At 65.5% G+C, this 17450-nt stretch carries 16 protein-coding genes; 9 read left to right on the top strand and 7 right to left on the bottom strand.

Annotated elements, in window-relative coordinates; translation table 11 throughout:
• Positions 1-19: 19 nt before the first annotated feature.
• From DV027_RS06120 to DV027_RS06110, 3 genes are all read left to right on the top strand, one after another.
• Complete coding sequence (locus DV027_RS06120; RefSeq protein ID WP_130731009.1) at positions 20-1384, top strand: outer membrane protein assembly factor BamB family protein; 1365 nt, start codon at positions 20-22, stop codon at positions 1382-1384.
• Between the two features lie 16 nt (positions 1385-1400).
• A complete protein-coding gene (der, locus tag DV027_RS06115) occupies positions 1401-2828 on the top strand; it encodes a ribosome biogenesis GTPase Der (RefSeq protein WP_130731008.1) in 1428 nt (475 codons plus the stop codon).
• 182 nt (positions 2829-3010) lie between these two features.
• Entirely contained in the window at positions 3011-3856 is an 846-nt protein-coding gene (locus DV027_RS06110; protein ID WP_130731007.1) for an isochorismatase family protein, read from the top strand.
• Positions 3857-3862: 6 nt separating this feature from the next.
• Here the strand turns inward: DV027_RS06110 and DV027_RS06105 are convergent, their stop codons facing one another.
• Positions 3863-5206: a GntT/GntP/DsdX family permease gene (locus DV027_RS06105; protein ID WP_130731040.1), complete on the bottom strand. Its 1344-nt coding sequence runs from the start codon at positions 5204-5206 to the stop codon at positions 3863-3865.
• 204 nt (positions 5207-5410) lie between these two features.
• Between DV027_RS06105 and DV027_RS06100 the strand changes: the two genes are divergently transcribed.
• On the top strand, positions 5411-6160 hold the full coding sequence (locus DV027_RS06100; RefSeq protein ID WP_130731006.1) for a dienelactone hydrolase family protein: 750 nt from the start codon (positions 5411-5413) through the stop codon (positions 6158-6160).
• Here DV027_RS06100 and ubiA read toward each other — a convergent pair.
• Positions 6150-7067, bottom strand: coding sequence for a 4-hydroxybenzoate octaprenyltransferase (gene ubiA / locus DV027_RS06095; RefSeq protein WP_130731005.1), 918 nt, complete (start codon positions 7065-7067; stop codon positions 6150-6152). The genes DV027_RS06100 and ubiA overlap by 11 nt on opposite strands.
• A 168-nt stretch (positions 7068-7235) precedes the next feature.
• On the opposite strand from ubiA, the gene DV027_RS06090 reads away from it, so the two are divergent.
• From DV027_RS06090 to DV027_RS06075, 4 genes are all read left to right on the top strand, one after another.
• Positions 7236-7976 (top strand): 16S rRNA (uracil(1498)-N(3))-methyltransferase, encoded by a 741-nt coding sequence (locus tag DV027_RS06090; RefSeq protein ID WP_130731004.1) that lies wholly within the window; start codon positions 7236-7238, stop codon positions 7974-7976.
• Positions 7977-8050: 74 nt separating this feature from the next.
• Positions 8051-9466 carry a glutamate--cysteine ligase gene (locus tag DV027_RS06085; protein ID WP_130731003.1) on the top strand — a complete coding sequence of 472 codons (1416 nt, stop codon included), beginning with the start codon at positions 8051-8053 and terminating at the stop codon, positions 9464-9466.
• A gap of 147 nt (positions 9467-9613) precedes the next feature.
• Positions 9614-10570: an iron exporter MbfA gene (gene mbfA, locus DV027_RS06080; protein WP_130731002.1), complete on the top strand. Its 957-nt coding sequence runs from the start codon at positions 9614-9616 to the stop codon at positions 10568-10570.
• Positions 10571-10656: 86 nt separating this feature from the next.
• Entirely contained in the window at positions 10657-11295 is a 639-nt protein-coding gene (locus tag DV027_RS06075) for a LolA family protein (protein WP_130731001.1), read from the top strand.
• 12 nt (positions 11296-11307) lie between these two features.
• Here the strand turns inward: DV027_RS06075 and rsmI are convergent, their stop codons facing one another.
• Entirely contained in the window at positions 11308-12300 is a 993-nt protein-coding gene (gene rsmI, locus DV027_RS06070; RefSeq protein WP_165399121.1) for a 16S rRNA (cytidine(1402)-2'-O)-methyltransferase, read from the bottom strand.
• 11 nt (positions 12301-12311) lie between these two features.
• Between rsmI and DV027_RS06065 the strand changes: the two genes are divergently transcribed.
• Positions 12312-13646 (top strand): penicillin-binding protein activator, encoded by a 1335-nt coding sequence (locus DV027_RS06065; protein WP_408884451.1) that lies wholly within the window; start codon positions 12312-12314, stop codon positions 13644-13646.
• Between the two features lie 39 nt (positions 13647-13685).
• On the opposite strand, the gene DV027_RS06060 is transcribed toward DV027_RS06065, so the two are convergent.
• The 4 genes from DV027_RS06060 to DV027_RS06045 form a co-directional block, all read right to left on the bottom strand.
• Complete coding sequence (locus tag DV027_RS06060) at positions 13686-14030, bottom strand: hypothetical protein (RefSeq protein ID WP_130730998.1); 345 nt, start codon at positions 14028-14030, stop codon at positions 13686-13688.
• Positions 14031-14190: 160 nt separating this feature from the next.
• On the bottom strand, positions 14191-15138 hold the full coding sequence (locus tag DV027_RS06055) for an LpxL/LpxP family acyltransferase (RefSeq protein WP_130730997.1): 948 nt from the start codon (positions 15136-15138) through the stop codon (positions 14191-14193).
• Positions 15114-16100, bottom strand: coding sequence for a tetraacyldisaccharide 4'-kinase (gene lpxK, locus DV027_RS06050; RefSeq protein ID WP_130730996.1), 987 nt, complete (start codon positions 16098-16100; stop codon positions 15114-15116). Before lpxK ends, DV027_RS06055 begins: the two co-directional genes overlap by 25 nt.
• A complete protein-coding gene (locus tag DV027_RS06045; protein ID WP_242621750.1) occupies positions 16100-17386 on the bottom strand; it encodes a 3-deoxy-D-manno-octulosonic acid transferase in 1287 nt (428 codons plus the stop codon). The genes lpxK and DV027_RS06045 overlap by 1 nt, the downstream gene beginning before the upstream one ends.
• Positions 17387-17450: the final 64 nt, after the last annotated feature.

The following is a 17450-nucleotide window of genomic DNA, read 5'->3' as shown; positions in this document are numbered from 1 at the left end:
GCCGACCGACAGGAAGACCATGAAATCAGCCCTGAGCCGCCGCCATGTGTTGCTGGGCACGGGGGCGGCACTGCTGGCCGCCTGTTCCGGCGAGCAGAAAAAAGCCCCGTTGCTGATCGGTCACCGTTCTGACGTGCTGCACACCGCCGCAGGCCTGACGGTTGACCCCGAGGAAACGCAGGCCGTGACCATTCCCGCCCCCACGGCGCTGAACGCATGGCCGCAATCGGGCATCACCCCTGACCACGGTGGCCGCGATATCGCCTGGGCGGGGCAGATGCGCCATGAATGGACGCATGATATCGGTGCGGGCAATTCCGAGCCGGAATGGCTGTTCTACGTGGCGCTTGGCGATAGCGGGCGCGGCATCATCCAGGCCACGCCGGTCGTGCAGGATGGCCGGATCTTCGTTGCTGACGCACAGGGCGTGATCCGTGCCTATCGCTGGCCCGGCATGCACAAGCTGTGGGAATACAATCCCAAGCCGCGCAAGATGAAGTCAAACAATCTCGGCGGCGGCATCAGCGTGGACAAGGGCACGCTGTACATCGTCGATGGCATCGGGCAGGCGCTTGCGGTCGATGCGACCAATGGCAAGCTGAAATGGCGCGTCAACATCCAGGCGCCGGGCCGCTCCGCGCCCACCATCGCCGATGGGCGGCTGTTCTTTGGCACGATTGACGAACACCTGTACTGCCTCGATGCGGAAAACGGCAACGTGCTGTGGACCTATGCCGCCACAGCCGCCGATACCGTCATTTACGGCCAGCCCGCGCCCGCCGTGGCCGATGGCGTGGTGCTGGCGGGCTTTGGTTCGGGCGACCTCGTGGCGCTGCGTGCCGAAGGCGGCGAGGTGGTCTGGGCCGACACCCTGGGCAGCACCAATGGCCAGCAGGCGCTGATCGATTTCTCGTGCGTGCATGGCATGCCGGTCATTGCCGATGGCACGGCCTATGCCATCAGCACCGGCGCCGTTCTTGTCGCCATCGACATGCGCTCGGGCCGCAGGCTGTGGGAGCGTGGTATTTCGGGGCAGAACACGCCGCTGGTGATCGGGGACTGGATCTTCCTCATCTCCATGGATCAGCAGGTGGCCTGCCTTGACCGGCTTTCAGGCCATGTGCGCTGGATCACGCAGTTGCGGCAGTATGAGAATTCCGACAAGCAGAAGCGTGGCATCGTGTGGAACGGCCCGATTCTGGCAGGCGGCAAGCTGGTGTTCATATCGAACTTCAAGCAGAACGGCGTTGTCATCATCGACCCCGCGCAGGGGCATATCGACTCCCTGCACGAACTGCCAGCCGAGGTGACGACAGCACCGATCGTGGTCGATAATACGCTGTTGCTCATGGATAATAACGGCTACCTTATAGCCTATACCTAAAAAGAAAGTTGCCGCAGTGAGTTCATCTTTTCCATCCGCGCCAGTGGATGCGCTGCCGGTTGTCGTGATCGCGGGCAGGCCGAATGTCGGCAAGTCGACCATTTTCAACCGGCTGGTTGGCCGCAGGCAGGCGCTCGTGGCCGATACCCCCGGCGTCACCCGCGACCGCAAGGAAGGCCAGGCCACCGTGCGCGGCCGGGCCATTCGCATCATCGACACGGCCGGGCTGGAGGAGGCTGCGCCCGATACGCTGTACGGCCGCATGCGGGCTTCATCTGAATCCGCCGTGGCCGAGGCTGATCTCGTGCTGTTCTGCATTGACGCGCGCAGTGGCATTACGCCTGCCGATGAGCATTTTGCCAACTGGCTGCGCCGTCAGGGCCGCCCGGTGCTGCTGGTTGCCAACAAGGCGGAGGGGCGGCAGGGCGCCGCCGCCGCCATGGAGGCGTTCTCGCTGGGGCTGGGCACGCCGCTGGCCATGTCGGCCGAACATGGGGAGGGCGTGGCCGATCTCATGAGCGAGATCGTGGACCGCCTGCCACCCACCGACCTGCCGCCGGTGAAAAAAGTCACCCGCCGCTCCCGGCGCGAGGATGCGCAGGCCGAGGGCGAGGAAGAAGATGTGCGCCCGCCCGGCCCGCTGCGCCTTGCCATCGTGGGCCGCCCCAATGCGGGCAAGTCCACGCTGCTCAACCGCCTGCTGGGCGAGGAGCGGATGATCACCGGCCCCGAACCGGGGCTGACGCGCGATTCCATTGCCGTCATGCTGCATGACGACGAAGGCCCGATCCAGCTCGTTGACACGGCCGGCCTGCGCCGCAAGGCCCGGATTGACGAGACGCTGGAGAAGATGTCCGTCTCCGCCTCCATCGAGGCGCTGAAGATGGCGGAGGTCGTGATCCTGGTGCTTGATGCAACGCTGGGCGTGCATGAGCAGGACCTGCAGATCGCCCGCCTGATCGAGCGTGAGGGCCGGTGCTGCGTGCTGGCGCTGAACAAGTGGGATGCGGTGGAGGACCGGGCGACCACCCGGCAGGCCATCAAGGACCGGATCGAGACCTCGCTTGCGCAGATGCGTGGCATTCCCGTCGTGTCGTTCTCGGCCATGACCGGGGCAGGCATCAACCGCCTGCTGCCCACCGTGCGCCGCGCCTATGATGTATGGAACCGCCGCGTGCCCACCGGCGCGCTCAACCGCTGGTTCGAGATGATGGTCGAGCGCCATCCGCCGCCGCTCGTCGATGGGCGCAGGCTCAAGCTGCGCTACATCACGCAGGCCAAGGCGCGCCCGCCCACCTTCATCCTGTTCGGCACCCGCACCGACCAGTTGCCCGAGGATTACCAGCGCTATCTGGTCAATGGCATGCGCGAGACCTTTGACCTGCCCGGCACGCCCATAAGGCTGCTGCTGCGCGCCTCGAGCAATCCGTACGCCAAGGGCTAGAGCCGATCCAGTTTGAATGGACACATTCGAACTGGTGAAGATGCTCGATAAACAATGAGCTAGAGCAATTCCACTAAGTCAGAGTTCAGTGGAATTGTTCTCGGTTGCCAGATAAAAGTTTTTGGTGAAGCTCGTTTCCAAAAAGCTTCTTATTAAAAAAACATCTCTCGGCAGGGGGTAGCATGGCGGCGGACGGGCATTCAGGGACCCTGTTCATCACCCCTGCCGATGCGCTGCTGGTTATCGACATGCAGGTCGATTTCATGCCCGGCGGCCCGCTGGGCGTGGCGGGGGCGGATGGCATCGTGCCGCTCATCAACCGGCTGTGCGAACTGCCCTTTGGCCTGATTGCCGCAACGCAGGACTGGCACCCGGCGGATCATGTGTCCTTTGACATGCAGGGCGGCCCGTGGCCGGTGCATTGCGTGGCGGGCACGAAAGGGGCGGAACTCGTGCCCGATCTGGCGCAGGCCCATATAGGCGTGGTGCTGCGCAAGGGCATGCGCCCCGATATCGACAGCTATTCCGCCTTTGAGGACAATGCCCGCGCCAGCCGCACCGGGCTTGACGGACTGCTGCGGGGCAGGGAAATCACCCGGGTGTTCGTGGCAGGCGTGGCGCTGGATTACTGCGTGGCGGCCACGGCACGTGATGCGGCCATGGCAGGGTTCCCCACGGTGGTCCTGACCGATGCATGTCGCAGCGTGGCGGAGTCTGTCGCTGCGATGGAGGCGGCGTTCGTCAGTGAGGGTATCGGGACTGCCCACGCGGTGGATGTACTGGCCCTGATGGACAGGGGCCTGACGCCCCGGCAGATGGCCAGCGTGCTGGAATCCCTTCTCGACCGGAAATCATTTGTGCAGGCCATCGCTGATAAGGCGCTGGAGATGGACAACAGCCATGCCCGCCCCCGCTCCAGGGCATTATCGGAGGCCCTGATGGAACTGGCGGTGATGGATGCCGGGCCGGAATTCGAACTGGACCGCGATGCCATCCGCGCCATCATCAACCGGATCAGATCCGTCTGATGACTCCTACCCCACCACCAGCGACAGCAGCAGCGCAAAGACCAGCCCCAGCACAGCAATCAGGGTCTCGATCACCGACCATGTCTTTATGGTCTGGCCCACCGACAGGCCAAGATATTCCTTGATCTGCCAGAAGCCCGCATCATTCAGCGGCCCCAGTGCCACCGAGCCCGCGCCGGTCACGATCACCATCAGTTCGGGCGAGGCGCCATGCGTGTGCACCAGAATCGGCCCCACGATGCCCGCCGCCGTGCTCATGGCCACGGTGGCCGAACCCGTGGCCACCCGCACCACCACCGCCAGCAGCCAGGCCAGCACCAGCAGCGGCACATGGGCACCCACCGCAAGGTCGGTAATGGCGGTTGAAACGCCGCTATCGACCAGTTCCTGCCCGAATCCGCCGCCTGCACCCACCAGCAGCATGATCAGCGCCGTGGGGGCCAGGCAGTCATTGGTGAATTTGAGAATCGTCTCGCGGCTGAAGCCACGCGCGGTGCCAAAGACCTGAAAGGACAGCAGGGTCGCCAGCGCCAACGCAATATCCGTATTGCCGATGAAGTGCAGCGCGTTGTTCAGCGGTGTGTGCGGGCTGGCCACTGCATCCGCCACCGAGCCCACCAGCATCAGCACGACGGGCGAGAGAATGGTCAGGACCGTAATGCCAAAGCCGGGCATGCTGGCCGGCACTTCGTGGTTGACGAACTGCGCCTCCAGCGCGGAAGGCAGCACGGGGCCGATGCGCCCGGCAATGAAGCGGGCATAGACCGGCCCGGCCAAAGCCGCGGCAGGGGTGCCGATCACGATGCCCCACAGGATCGTGCGCCCGATATCGGCATGATAGGCCGCAAGGGCGAGCAGTGTTGCCGGATGCGGCGGGATCATGGCGTGCGTGACGGAAAGGGCCGCCCCCATGGGCAGGGCCACGCGCAGAAGCGGCGTATTGGTGCGCCGCGCCAGCGTAAACGCCAGCGGGATCAGCAGCACGAATCCGACTTCAAAGAAAACCGGCAGCCCAACCAGCAGCCCGATCACCATCATCGCCCAGCTGACACGCTTCTCGCCCGCAAGGCGGGTAATGGTCAGGGCGATGCGGTCGGCCCCCCCTGACTCCGCCAGCATCTTGCCCAGCATGGTGCCCAGCGCGATAACGGTGGCCACATGCCCCAGTACCCGCCCCGCACCGGCCTCGAACGAGGCGATGGCCTTTTGCGGCGGCATGCCCGCGCACAGCGCCAGCGCCAGCGAGACCGCGAACAGCACGATGAACGGATTGATCCGGAAGCGTGCGATCAGCACCACGACGGACACGATGGCGCAGATGGCGAGCGAGAGGGCAAACAGGGATGACATCATGATTTCTGTAACGGATTCATGCCCCATACAGGCCGGGGCGGGGACGGAAAGTCAATGTTTGAAGTGCTTTTTGCGCAATATATGAACAAATAACAATCAATTTACGACTTGATATTACAGGCATGATCGACCCGCCCCCTCTCGGTTGGCCGCCCGCATGCTGCTATCGTGGCCTTTTGCACCACTGGCAGGAGCGTCATCATGATTATCCATTCCGACGAGACGGCAGACATCCCAACGCCTTCAGGCATGATGCGGATGCATGTTTTCCGCCCTGCCATTGCAGGGCGCTTTCCCGGAATCGTGCTGTTTTCCGAAATCTATCAGGTTACGGCCCCCATTCGCAGGCTGGCCGCCATGATGGCGGGGCAGGGTTACGTCGTGGCCGTGCCCGAGGTCTATCATGAATATGAACCGGCGGGCACCGTGCTGGCCTATGACAAACCGGGTACGGATCGCGGCAATTTCCTCAAATTCGAAAAGCCGGTCGCGGGGTACGATCATGATGCCCGCGCGGCACTGGACTGGCTGGCCGCCAACCCGCACTGCACCGAAAGCCTTGCCACCATGGGCGTGTGCCTTGGCGGGCACCTGGCGTTTCGCGCAGCCCTTGACCCGCGGGTGCGCGCGGCGGTGTGTTTCTATGCCACCGATATCCATTCCGCCACGCTGGGGCAGGGCAGGTGCGATGATACGCTGGCCCGCGTGGGCGAGATGCGTGGCGAGGCGCTGATGGTATGGGGGCGGCAGGACCCGCATGTGCCCTTTGAAGGGCGGCAGATGATCCGTGCCGCGATGGAAAAGGCGGGCACATGCTACGAGTGGCATGAGTTCAACGCCCAGCATGCCTTTTTGCGCGATGAGGGGCATCGCTTTGATGCCGCCCTGTTCCTTCAGTGCATGGGCATGGCGCGTGACTTCCTGGCCCGCACGCTGCACGTCAGCGCGTAAGCGTTCCCGCCAGAACGGCCAGGGCGATGGCAAGCCCGGTTTCGCGGTTGAAGCGGAACAGCCGCAGGCAGGTGGCGGGGCTGCGCTCGTCCAGCCGCCACACCTGCCAGGCCAGCAGGGCCGCGGGCAGCGCCAGCGCCGGCCAGAATCCCGGCCCCACATGGGCCAGGTAGCCTGCTCCGGCCAGCCCCGCCAGGGTCAGCCCATAGCACGCGCCCACGAACAGCCGCGCATGCCCCGCCATGAGGCGGGAGGTGGAGCGCACGCCAATGCGGGCATCGTCCTCCATGTCCTGAAAGCCGTAGATCGTATCGAAGCCGAGCTGCCACATGATGGTGGCGGCATAGAGCGTGCCCAGCGCCGCATCGATATGGTTGGCCGCCGCCGCATAGCCCAGCGGCGCGCCAAAGCCGAAGGTAAAGCCCATGACAAGCTGCGGCCACCACGTAACCCGCTTGGCCAGCGGGTACAGCCCCACCAGAATGAGCGAGGACGCACCCAGGATTTGTGAAAGCCCGTTGAGGTTCATGAGGATGTTGAAGCCGATGAGCAGCAGGGCTGCGAGGAACAGCGCCGCCTCGCGCATGGACAGGGCGCCCGAGGCCAGCGGCCTGCCTGCCGTGCGCGCCACCTGGCGGTCGATGTCGCGGTCCCACATGTCATTGACCACGCAGCCCGCGCCGCGCATGACCACGCTGCCAATGCCGAACAGCACGACCAGGAAAAGTCGCTGTCTGGCAGGTACATGGTCCGGCAGCATGATGCCCCATACGCCGGGCAGGAACAGGAGCCACGTGCCAATTGGCCGGTCGAGCCGCATCAGCAGGGCATAAGGGCGCAGGCGGGGCGGCAGGCGGCCGATCCAGCCATCCACCCTGATGTCCGTATGGGGTACGGGCTGGTCCACGCTATAACTCCTTGCCGCTTGTGCCTGCCGCCGGTGGGGCCGCGTTTGCCGATGACGGCGCGCCCCATGGCTGCTAATGGCCACACAGATGGGCCGGAAGGCCCCGTGGGGTCAAGACCGGCCCCGGTATCGTGTATCCTGTCCTGCGCTGAAAGGTTATCATCCGGCATGAGGGATTGTCCGCGCCTGTTCATATCACCCGCCCATATCGCCCCCATGGCGGTCGACGCCGTGTTCGATCTGGAACCGGGGCAGGCCCATTACCTGGGCACGGTCATGCGCCAGCAGGCCGGGGCAGTGGTCGAGGTCTTCAATGCGCGTGATGGCGCGTGGCAGGGCGTGATCGACCACCTGCGCCGCGACCGCTGCCGCATCCGCCTGGTGGACCAGACCCGCGCGCCCGCCGCCACGCAGGGGCTGTGCCTCGTTTTCGCGCCCCTCAAGCGTGATGCGACCGAGACGGTCATCCGCATGGGCACGGAACTCGGGGTCACGCGGTTTCGCCCCGTGGTGACCGAGCGCACCAATACCCACCGCATCAACGCCGATCGCCTGAACAGCATCGCCATCGAGGCCGCCGAGCAGTGCGAGCGCCTTGACGTGCCCGCCATCGACCCGCTGGCGCCGCTGACCACGGTGCTGTCGCAATGGCCTGATGATACGGCCCTGTTCGCAGCCCTTGAGCGCAGGCCGCAGGGGGCGCCCGCGTCCGCGCCGCATGCGGGCGATGGCGTGCTGATTGGCCCGGAGGGCGGATTTTCGCCCCGTGAGCACGAGATGCTGTGCAGGCAGACTTTCGTGCGGCCGCTCTCGCTTGGCGCGCTGGTGCTGCGGGCGGATACGGCGGCGGCGGCGGCGCTGGCTCTTGTCGGGTCGGGCCTCAAGGCCTTATGTGATAAGACTTCGTAACGACAATCCCGCTTCCCTTCGGCCTGTCTCCGGCCCAGCCTTGCCCTGACTGTCATGAGGATATTGCCCCCGCCATGTCGAATCCCGGCGCGCATAATACAAACGTAATCGAATCCCTTGACCAGATGGTCGCCCTGCTTGCGGCGGGCGCGCGCCCGCGGGCGCAGTGGCGGATTGGCACGGAACATGAGAAATTCGGTTTTGTAAAACCCGCCGCCGCAGGCCCCGGTCGGCCGGCATGGTCTGCTCCCCCCTACGCCCCGCGCGGAATCGAGGCCCTGCTGCGCGCGCTTTCAGCCGAAGGCGGTGGCACGCAGTGGCAGGACATCATCGACCAGGGCGCGCTGATCGGCCTCAAGGGGCAGGCGGAGGCCAGGGGCAGTTCCATCTCGCTCGAGCCGGGTGGCCAGTTTGAACTCTCCGGCGCCCCGCTCGCCTCGCTGCATGATACGGCAGCCGAGATGGCGCACCATTTTGAATCCATCCGTCCGGCCTGCGCCGAGCTGGGGCTGGGCTTCGCCCCGCTGGGCTTTCACCCCACGGCCAGGCGCGCCGACATTCCGTGGATGCCCAAGAGCCGCTACGCCATCATGCGCGACTACATGCCGCGCGTGGGCACGCTGGGGCTGGACATGATGCTGCGCACCTGCACCGTGCAGGTGAACCTCGATTTCGGCTCGGAGGCCGACATGGCGCGCAAGATGCGGGTCTCGCTGGCGTTGCAGCCGGTGGCGACCGCGCTGTTCGCTAGTTCGCCGTTCTATGAAGGCCGCCCCAATGGCTTCCTGTCCAACCGCGCCCGTGTCTGGACCGATACCGACAATGCGCGCGCGGGCATGCCGCGCCAGTTCCTTGAAGATGGCTTCAGCTTTGCGGTCTATGTGCAGTGGCTGCTTGATGTGCCGATGTATTTCGTCACACGGGGCGAGCGCATGATCAATGTGGCGGGCCATTCCTTCCGTGACTGGCTTGACGGGCGCTGCCCGCCGGGGCTGGAGGGCGAGCGCCCCACCATTGGCGATTTCGAGGACCACCTGACCACGGCCTTCCCCGATGTGCGGCTCAAGCAGTTCCTTGAAATGCGCGGCGCCGATGCAGGCTCGCCCGCCATGATGCTGGCCCAGTCCGCACTGTGGACCGGGCTGCTCTATGATGACGCCACCCTGCATGCCGCCGAAAAGCTGGTGTGCGAACATGGGTGGGACGATTACCTCGCCCTGCGCGCCGCCGTGCCGCGCCTGGGGCTGGATGCGCCGTGGGGGCAGGGCACGCTGCGCCCGCTTGCCGCCCGCATGATCGCCCTTGCCACTGACGGCCTGCGCGCCCGCGCCCTGCGTGATGGCAATGGGCAGGACGAGACCCGTTACCTCGCCCCCCTGCATGAAATTGCCGCGGGTGCCCCCACGCAGGCCGAGGCCTTTCTTGCCGCCTATCATGGCCGCTGGCAGGGCGACGTGACCCATGTCTTTACCGAAGCCGCCGTGGTGTGAGCGGCGGGCAGGGGATATGTTCACCAAGAAACGTAACCGAGAAGCATAATCATTTTCGATCGTTTTACTTGGGTATTTCAATTGAGAATTATTTGTAACTTTACAATATTCTTGAGCCATTAAGAGAATTTATGCATAGACTGGGCGATGCGTAAATTCTCTTCCCTGTCCGATCAGGAAATCCTCGCGCTTGCCATCTCCAACGAGGAGGAAGACGGGCGCATCTACTCCGATTTTGCCTATACCCTGCGCGAGAAATACCCCGACACGTCCAAGATCTTTACCGATATGTCGATGGAGGAGGACGAGCACCGCCGCGACCTGATCGACCTGTATGTCAGCCGTTTCGGCCCGCATATCCCGCTGATCCGCAGAACCGATATTGCCGATTTCATGGTGCGCAAGCCCGCCTGGCAGGTACAGACGCAGGGCATCGAGGCCGTGCGCGCCCATGCACGGCAGATGGAAATGGATGCGGCGCGATTCTACCGCCAGGCCGCCCTGCGCACCACCGATGCCGCAACCCGCAGGCTGCTCGGTGACCTTGCCCATGCCGAGGACCAGCACGAGCAGGCCGCCAACGCCATTACCCTCGACCGCCTGCCCACCAGCAAGCGCGAAAGCGAGGATGAGGATGCCCGCCGCCGCTTTGTGCTCCAGATCATCCAGCCCGGCCTTGTGGGGTTGATGGATGGCTCGGTCTCGACACTTGCGCCGGTCTTTGCCGCGGCCTTCGCCACGCACCAGCCCTGGAATGCCTTCCTCGTCGGCATGGCGGCCTCGGTGGGGGCAGGGATTTCCATGGGATTTGCCGAGGCCCTGTCCGATGATGGCAAGCTTTCAGGCCGGGGCGCGCCGTTGCTGCGCGGGCTGGTGTGCGGGCTCATGACCACGGCGGGTGGCATCGGGCATACCCTGCCGTTCCTGATCGATGATTTCTCGGCGGCCATGATTGCCGCGATCATCGTGGTGGTGATCGAACTGTTCGCCATTTCATGGATACGCTGGCGCTATCAGGACACGCCGTTTGGCTCGGCCATCGTGCAGATTGTCATCGGCGGGCTGCTGGTGTTCGTGGCGGGCGTGCTGATTGGCAGTTCGTAGGCTCACGTGCCGGAGGGCTGGCTTGATATTGCGGGGCTGATGGGGCACGACTGTGCACAGAGTGTCTGCACGGATTGCGCCGCATCATGAAATTTCTTCCTGTCATTGCCGCCTGTGGCGTTGCCTGCCTGCTGGGCGGTCCCGTTGCGCCTGTTGCCCATGCGCAGGAGCAGATGGCCGTGGGGGCATCGGACCAGGACCATGCGCTGCTGGAACGGGTCGAGCATCATCTTGATGCGATCAGCCTGCTCAAGGCGCGGTTCCGCCAGACCGCGCCTGATGGCAAGGTCAGCACCGGCACGGCGTGGATCGACCGCACGAATCGCCGCATGCGCTTTCAGTACGACCCGCCCAGCCCGCTGCTGCTCGTGGCCAACCATGACCAGGTGGTGTTTAACGACAGCCAGCTTGACCAGACCACCACCATGCCAATGGAAAAGACCCCGCTTGGCCTGCTGCTGCGCCCGCATCTGCAACTGTCGGGTGATGTGACGGTGACCGGCCTGTCGCATGATGGCAATGAACTCGACATAACCGTGGTGCGCACCGACACGCCGGGCGATGGCAGCATGACCCTGTTGTTCCATGACAACCCGCTGCGGCTGCGCGGCTGGATCATTCAGGATGCCCAGCAGGAAACCACCCGCGTCGACCTGCTCGATGCCAGCACCGGCGGCCCCATGCCAGCGGATTCGCTGTTCAATACCGATATCGGGGGGCAGTAACGGCCTGCGGGCTTATTTTTTCTCCCGCGCCAGTTCCAGCGCGCGGGCATAGACCGTGCGGCGGGGCAGGCTGGTAATGCCGGCCACAAGTGCTGCCGCATCCTTGACCGAGAGCGTGCGCAGCGCCTCGTGCAGCTGGGTGTCGAGGTCGGTTGCCGTGCTGTCTTCCTGCAGCGGCGGCCCAAGCACCACGGTAATCTCGCCCCGTGCGGGGTTTTCGCCGTAATGGGCGGCGAGTTCGGCGACCGTGCCACGGCGCACTTCCTCAAAGCGCTTGGTCAGTTCCCGGGCGACTGCGGCAGGGCGGTTGCCGCCCATGACATCGGCCAGCGTTGCCAGCATTTCCGCCAGCCGGTGCGGGGCTTCATGCCAGATCAGGGTGGCGGACAGGCCCGCGCATTCGGCGGCGTGGAGTTGCGCCAGCACCTCGCGCCGCGCCGCCTCACGCGGCGGCAGGAAGCCCGAGAACATGAACGGGTGCGGCGGCAGGCCCGACAGTGTCAGCGCCATTACCGCGGCATTCGGCCCCGGCACGGCCGTCACGTGCCCACCCGCCGCAACCACCGCGCGCACCAGCCTGTAGCCAGGGTCCGACATCAGCGGCGTGCCCGCATCCGAAATCACGGCAATGCGCTGCCCCGCATCCAGGGCCTCAAGGAGTGCGGGTATCTGCCTGTCCTCGTTGTGGTCATGCAGGGGGCGGGTGCGGGTGCGGATGCCGTATTCACGCAGCAGCCGCGCGCTGGTGCGCGTGTCCTCGCACAGGATCAGGTCGCAGGCCTCCAGCGTCTCGACCGCGCGGCGGCTCATGTCGCCAAGGTTGCCTATTGGCGTGGAAACCAGCACAACTTCTCCACCCTGATGCACAACCGGAACGGTTTCATCGGCGTTCCCGGCATGACGGGTGGCGGATTCTCCGCTATGAATATGGCCACGGTTTATATCCGCCGGATGTTCCGGGGCATGTTGAGATTTTGAAGGCGAGGAAGATGAGGCGTCAGACATTCGGAACCCAGATGCAAGGACAGGATGCTGATACTGCCTCTGCGCGCCCTGCATGCAAGCGCTTATTGCTGGCAGGGCTGGCGCTGTCGGTGCTGACCGCGTGTGCGGGCGGGGAGGGCGGTGGCCACCATGCGCCCCATGCCGGGCGCAACGTGGGCGTGCTGCTGCCGCTCAGCGGGGCCAATGCCCGCCTCGGCCAGGAAATGCTGACCGCCACGCGCATGGCCATGAATACGCCCACCGCTCCGCCGCTGGATGTGCATGATACCGCCACCCCGGGTGGTAACGCCGCTACTGCTGCACAGGCGGCAATCAAGGCAGGCGACGGGCTGATCCTCGGCCCGCTCACCGCCGACGAGACAGCGCAGACGGCACCAGTCGCCACCGCTGCCGGGGTGCCTGTGCTGGCCTTTACCAGCGACATGTCCGTCGCCCAGCCTGGTGTCTGGACCCTTGGCATTGCGCCCGAGCAGCAGGTGCGCCGCATGGTACTCGCCGCCCGCCAGCAGGGGCGGCAGCATTTCGCGGCGTTCCTGCCCGATAACCGGCTGGGCCATGCGCTTGGGCAGGCGCTGCAGCAGGTGTGCGAGGAAAATGGCCTGCAATCGCCACAGATCATGTTCCATGACAGCACGCAGGAGGCGATTACCGCCAACCTGAAAACCCTGTCGGCCTATGACAGTCGCGCCGCTGCCGTGCCACAACCCGACCCCGTGGCCCAGGCGCCTGCGGCCCCCACGCCCGAGGCCGCGCCCGATTCAGCCACCATCGACCCCGCCAACCCCGATGGCGCGCCGCAGGCCCCGGTACCTGAAGCCGCCACGGCGTCCGCCGCCCCGCCAGATTTTCCCGCCCCGCCGTTTGACGCGCTGCTTCTGGGCGATACCGGGCTGCAACTGGGCATGATCATCAACGCGCTGGCCCAGGCGCATGTGGACAATACGCATGTGCAGATCATGGGGCCGGGGCTGTGGTCGGCATTCGCCACCAAGCTGGGTGCGTTGCAGGGTGCGTGGTACGCAGCGCCCGATCCGGCCACGCGGCAGGCGTTCGTGCAGCAGTTCATGGCGGCTTACCACCACATGCCAACCCCGCTGGCCGACCTGACCTATGATGCGGCGGCCCTGGTGAAGGCGCTGGACCAGAACCGCCCCGCCGGAAGTGCCAATGGCTATTCCGTGCAGGCGCTGACCCGCCCCGACGGGTTTGGCGGGGTGGATGGCGCATTCGGTTTTCTGGATAATGGCAAGACGCGGCGCGACCTGGCCGTGTTCCAGATCCTGCCCACCGGTGGCGGCAGGATCGTCATTCCCCCAGCGGGCAGGCTGCGGCGCAGCGCCAACTAGGGAGCAATTCAGGCGGGTGCCTTACCCGCCGCTGGCCTTTCAGGCGGCGGCGGTGGCCCCATGCGCCAGCACCGGGCGGATGGCGTGAAGGGCGGCTTCAAAGCTGCTGTAGGTAGCAAGCTGGCAGTCGCGGATCTGGTCAACAAGCACCCAGCCCATGCCTTCGGGGCGGACCATGTAGGCCGGGCGTGCATTTTCACGCACCCAGACCAGAACATGTTCGATATCAGGCTCGTTATCATCGTTGTGATCGGAGATATCCGCATCACACAGGCCCATGCACGCACCGGCTTCAAGCCAGCGCATCAGGTATTCGCGGTGGCGGGGCAGGAAGCCCTGCCGCAGGGAAATAACATTGGTGGCGGAAGCCTGCTTGCTCATCATGTGCATTCCGTTGGCCCTCTGACTGTCTTGGCGTGACAAGATAGGAACAACGCTATTCCTGCATGGCAGCTTTGCCAAACTGAATTTCAGGCAGAAAGCCGCACAAACAGGCAGAAACAACACCCTGTGGCAAAAAAGCAATATTTTGTAGCATACGTGCTTATTTTTTAGGCTCAATAATAGGCAAATGCTTATTCCATCGGCGGTGAATCCAGAGCCAGCTGCCTGGCTGCTGCCGTATTGTGCCTTCAATCCAGTCATTCACCTGCTGCGTCAGCGCCATCTGGTCTGCCGTTCGGTTGCCGCTATCGGGCAGGTCGATGGGGGGGTGGACATGCATGCGCAGCCGCGCCGGGCCCAGGCGCTCGATATAGCCGGGTATGACGGTGCAGCGCAGCTTGAGCGCCATGGCTGCCATGGCGCCCGCCGTCATGGCGGGCAGGCCGAAAAAGCGGGCGGCGACTCCATCATTCATCTTCTGGTCCACCAGCATGCCCAGGTGGCCGCCCTTGAGTATGTGCGCCAGCGCATTGCGCGCGCCGCGTGCTCCCTTGGCAAACAGCGGCACGGGCTCCCCCATCGCCTCCTCACGCAGGTCGCACAGGATGCGGTCGACCAGCGGATTGTTGGGCGCACGATAGAATGAGGAGAATGGCAGTCCGTACCGCGCCACGGCGGGGGGCAGCATCTCCCAGTTGCCGATATGGCCGGATACGAAAATGGTCGGCCCGCCCTTCGCCGCCTGCGCGATGAGGTGTTCCTCGCCCACCACGTCCCAGCCGGGGGCACCGTCAGCCGGGTTGCGGGGCAGGGTGGCAAGATGCGGGAACTCACCTGCGTTGCGGCCGATATTGTCCCACATGGTGCGGATGATGGTGCGGCGCATGCTGGAATCGAGTTCGGGCATGGCCATGCGCAGGTTGGAATCGGCTATTTTCGATACAGGCAGAACCGGTCCGATCGTGCGGCACAGCCATCCGCCAAGGTTGGAGGCCCGCACCGGACCAAGGCGGCGGAAGAGGGCCACAAGCCCGCGCACCAGTGCTGCTTCAAGGCGCATCTGCCGCGTGGCGTGCCGTGCTTTTACTGCTGTGTCGTGCCCAGCCATAGGTCCAGTATCCGTTCGGGCATGGCGGGGGTGGCCCATGCCAGTTCCAGGCCGACCGTGCGCACCTCTGTTTGGAGGGGGGCATTGAGGCGCACGGCATCCTTTTGTGTTGTAACAAGGCAGGCTCCGGCTTGTGTCGCAAGTCTGTGCAGTCGGGCCTGCTCGGCTGCGGTATAGGCGTGATGATCGGGAAAGGCGAGACAGCGCACTGGGTGAATGCCGCACTGGGCCAGCCCATCAAAAAATTTGGCGGGCCGTCCGATTCCCGCAAAGGCGATGACGGGCCGGTCACGGGGGATGGTCTGCGTGTCGGGTTGCAGGGTTGCTGCAAAACAGGGCAGCCCCTCGGGCAGGCTGGCCGCAACGCCCTGCCGGTCACGGCCCATGATGACCACGCCACTGGCGCGGGCGAGTGCCGGGGCCACCGGCTCACGCAGTGGGCCAGCAGGCAGCACGCGGCCATTGCCAAACCCGACCGCGCCATCAACCACCACCAGCGCCAGGTCCTGATGCAGGGTGGGGCTCTGGAATCCGTCATCCATCAGCAGGCAATCCGCTCCGTCCGCCACGGCGCGGCGCGCCGATACAGCCCGGTCAGCGCCCGCATAACATGGTGCGATATGGGCCAGCAGCAGGGGTTCGTCGCCCACGTCGCGCGCGGTGTGATGGCTGGGGTCAACCCGTGTTCCCGCACGCGCCCGGCCGCCATATCCGCGTGAGAGGAAAGCGGGCCTGCGCCCCCGGCTTATGGCGCGCTGTGCCAGATCCATCACCAGCGGCGTCTTGCCCGCGCCACCCACGCCAATATTGCCACAGCACAGCACCGACACCGGCGCATGCCATGATGCACGGCGCAGGCGGCGTGCCGTGGCGGCCGCATAAATATGGGCGAGGGGGGCGAGCAGGCCCGCCATCAGTCCGGCATCGGCGGGCGGTCGCCACCAGAAGGCGGGCGGCCGCATCAGCGCGGACCTAGTGCAAGCAGGGCTTGGGCTATGTTCCGGGCCAGCGTGGAATCCGGCAGGGCATGCCGCCGGGCGCGCGCGCCTGCCCTGTGGCAGGCTTCGGGGCTCTGGAGCAGGGGAATGAGCCACTGGGCGATATCGGGCGGGGTTTCGACAAACCGCACGCCGTCCTCCATCCGGGCGTAAGCCTGCCGGAAATTGCCGATCCGTGGCCCACTGGCCACGGGGCAGGCGGCACGCGCGGGTTCCAGCGGGTTATGGCCGCCGCCCGCGCAGCCCGGCAGGCTGTTGCCCATCAGCACCGGTGCGCCAAGGGCAAGGAGCAGGCCCATCTCGCCCAGCGTGTCACAGATCCATAGTCCGTCCTGCGCGGCAGGGGTCTGCCCCAATGCGCGGCGCGGGGCGCTGGCGCGGGCGGCGATATCCGCGCCGCGTTCAGGGTGGCGGGGGATGAGGATGGTCAGGGCATCGGGCACCACCTGGCGCACAAGGGTGCTGGCGGCGATGATGGTGGCGTCTTCTCCCTCATGGGTGGAGGCGGCGACCCAGACCGGCCGCCCGGCCAGCAGGGATCGCAGTTCCGCCAGTGCCGCCGGGTCATGTGGCAGGGGGGGCGCTGCGTCCTTGAGGTCGGCAATCAGGTCGATCCGGGTTGCGCCGCCGTGTTGCAGGCGGGCTGCATCCTCCGCGCTGCGGGCCATGACCCACGCAAAGGTCGAGAGCATGCGGGCCAGAAGGCAGGCGGCCCTGCGCCAGCTGGCCAGGGAGCGGTCGGACATGCGGCCGTTGAGCAGGGCCAGTGGCATATGCCGCGCGTGGCAGGCGGCAATCAGGTTGGGCCAGAGCTCGCTTTCCACCAGCGCGCCCACGTCCGGGCGCCAGTGATCAAGAAACCGCGCCCCCCACCGTGGCACGTCCAGCGGCGCAAATTGCGCAATGACCCGCTCCTGCCCGGCCATGGCAGGCAGGCGGTCATGCAAAATGGCATTTCCCGTGACCGTGCCGGTCGTGACCAGAACGTGCAGCGCCGGACTGGCGTCGAGAAGCTGCTCCACCACCGGGAGGAGGGCAACCGTCTCGCCCACGCTGGCCGCATGCAGCCATACAAGCAACCCCGGAGGGCGCGATCGGCTGGCCAGGCCGCGCCGCTGGGGCAGGCTGGCCAGGCTTTCCCTGCCACGCGCCAGCCTGCGGCGCAGGTTGAGGCGCAGGGCAGGGGCCAGCAGGGTGGACAGGCCATGCCACCCCGCCCCCAGCATGGCGCCGCACAGGAGGCTGCTCATGGCAGGGCGGTGGCTCAATGCCTGTACCGGTCGGGAAAAAGGGGTGTGCATGCCCTTGCGGTAA

The sequence above is a fragment of the Komagataeibacter xylinus genome (assembly GCF_004302915.1).
In the GTDB taxonomy this organism is placed as follows: domain Bacteria; phylum Pseudomonadota; class Alphaproteobacteria; order Acetobacterales; family Acetobacteraceae; genus Komagataeibacter; species Komagataeibacter xylinus_C.
Note: the sequence above shows the minus strand (reverse complement) of the source record. Positions and strands in the feature narration are given on the sequence as shown.

Coding starts and splice junctions, on each gene's coding strand:
- DV027_RS06120 (WP_130731009.1), top strand. CDS start 20: ATGAAATCAGCCCTGAGCCGCCGCCATGTGTTGCTGGGCACGGGGGCG.
- DV027_RS06055 (WP_130730997.1), bottom strand. CDS start 15,138: ATGGCTGGGCACGACACAGCAGTAAAAGCACGGCACGCCACGCGGCAG.
- DV027_RS06090 (WP_130731004.1), top strand. CDS start 7,236: ATGAGGGATTGTCCGCGCCTGTTCATATCACCCGCCCATATCGCCCCC.
- DV027_RS06100 (WP_130731006.1), top strand. CDS start 5,411: ATGATTATCCATTCCGACGAGACGGCAGACATCCCAACGCCTTCAGGC.
- mbfA (WP_130731002.1), top strand. CDS start 9,614: ATGCGTAAATTCTCTTCCCTGTCCGATCAGGAAATCCTCGCGCTTGCC.
- lpxK (WP_130730996.1), bottom strand. CDS start 16,100: ATGCGGCCGCCCGCCTTCTGGTGGCGACCGCCCGCCGATGCCGGACTG.
- DV027_RS06110 (WP_130731007.1), top strand. CDS start 3,011: ATGGCGGCGGACGGGCATTCAGGGACCCTGTTCATCACCCCTGCCGAT.
- DV027_RS06075 (WP_130731001.1), top strand. CDS start 10,657: ATGAAATTTCTTCCTGTCATTGCCGCCTGTGGCGTTGCCTGCCTGCTG.
- DV027_RS06065 (WP_408884451.1), top strand. CDS start 12,312: ATGCAAGGACAGGATGCTGATACTGCCTCTGCGCGCCCTGCATGCAAG.
- DV027_RS06085 (WP_130731003.1), top strand. CDS start 8,051: ATGTCGAATCCCGGCGCGCATAATACAAACGTAATCGAATCCCTTGAC.
- rsmI (WP_165399121.1), bottom strand. CDS start 12,300: ATGTCTGACGCCTCATCTTCCTCGCCTTCAAAATCTCAACATGCCCCG.
- DV027_RS06045 (WP_242621750.1), bottom strand. CDS start 17,386: ATGAGCAGCCTCCTGTGCGGCGCCATGCTGGGGGCGGGGTGGCATGGC.
- DV027_RS06060 (WP_130730998.1), bottom strand. CDS start 14,030: ATGATGAGCAAGCAGGCTTCCGCCACCAATGTTATTTCCCTGCGGCAG.
- DV027_RS06105 (WP_130731040.1), bottom strand. CDS start 5,206: ATGTCATCCCTGTTTGCCCTCTCGCTCGCCATCTGCGCCATCGTGTCC.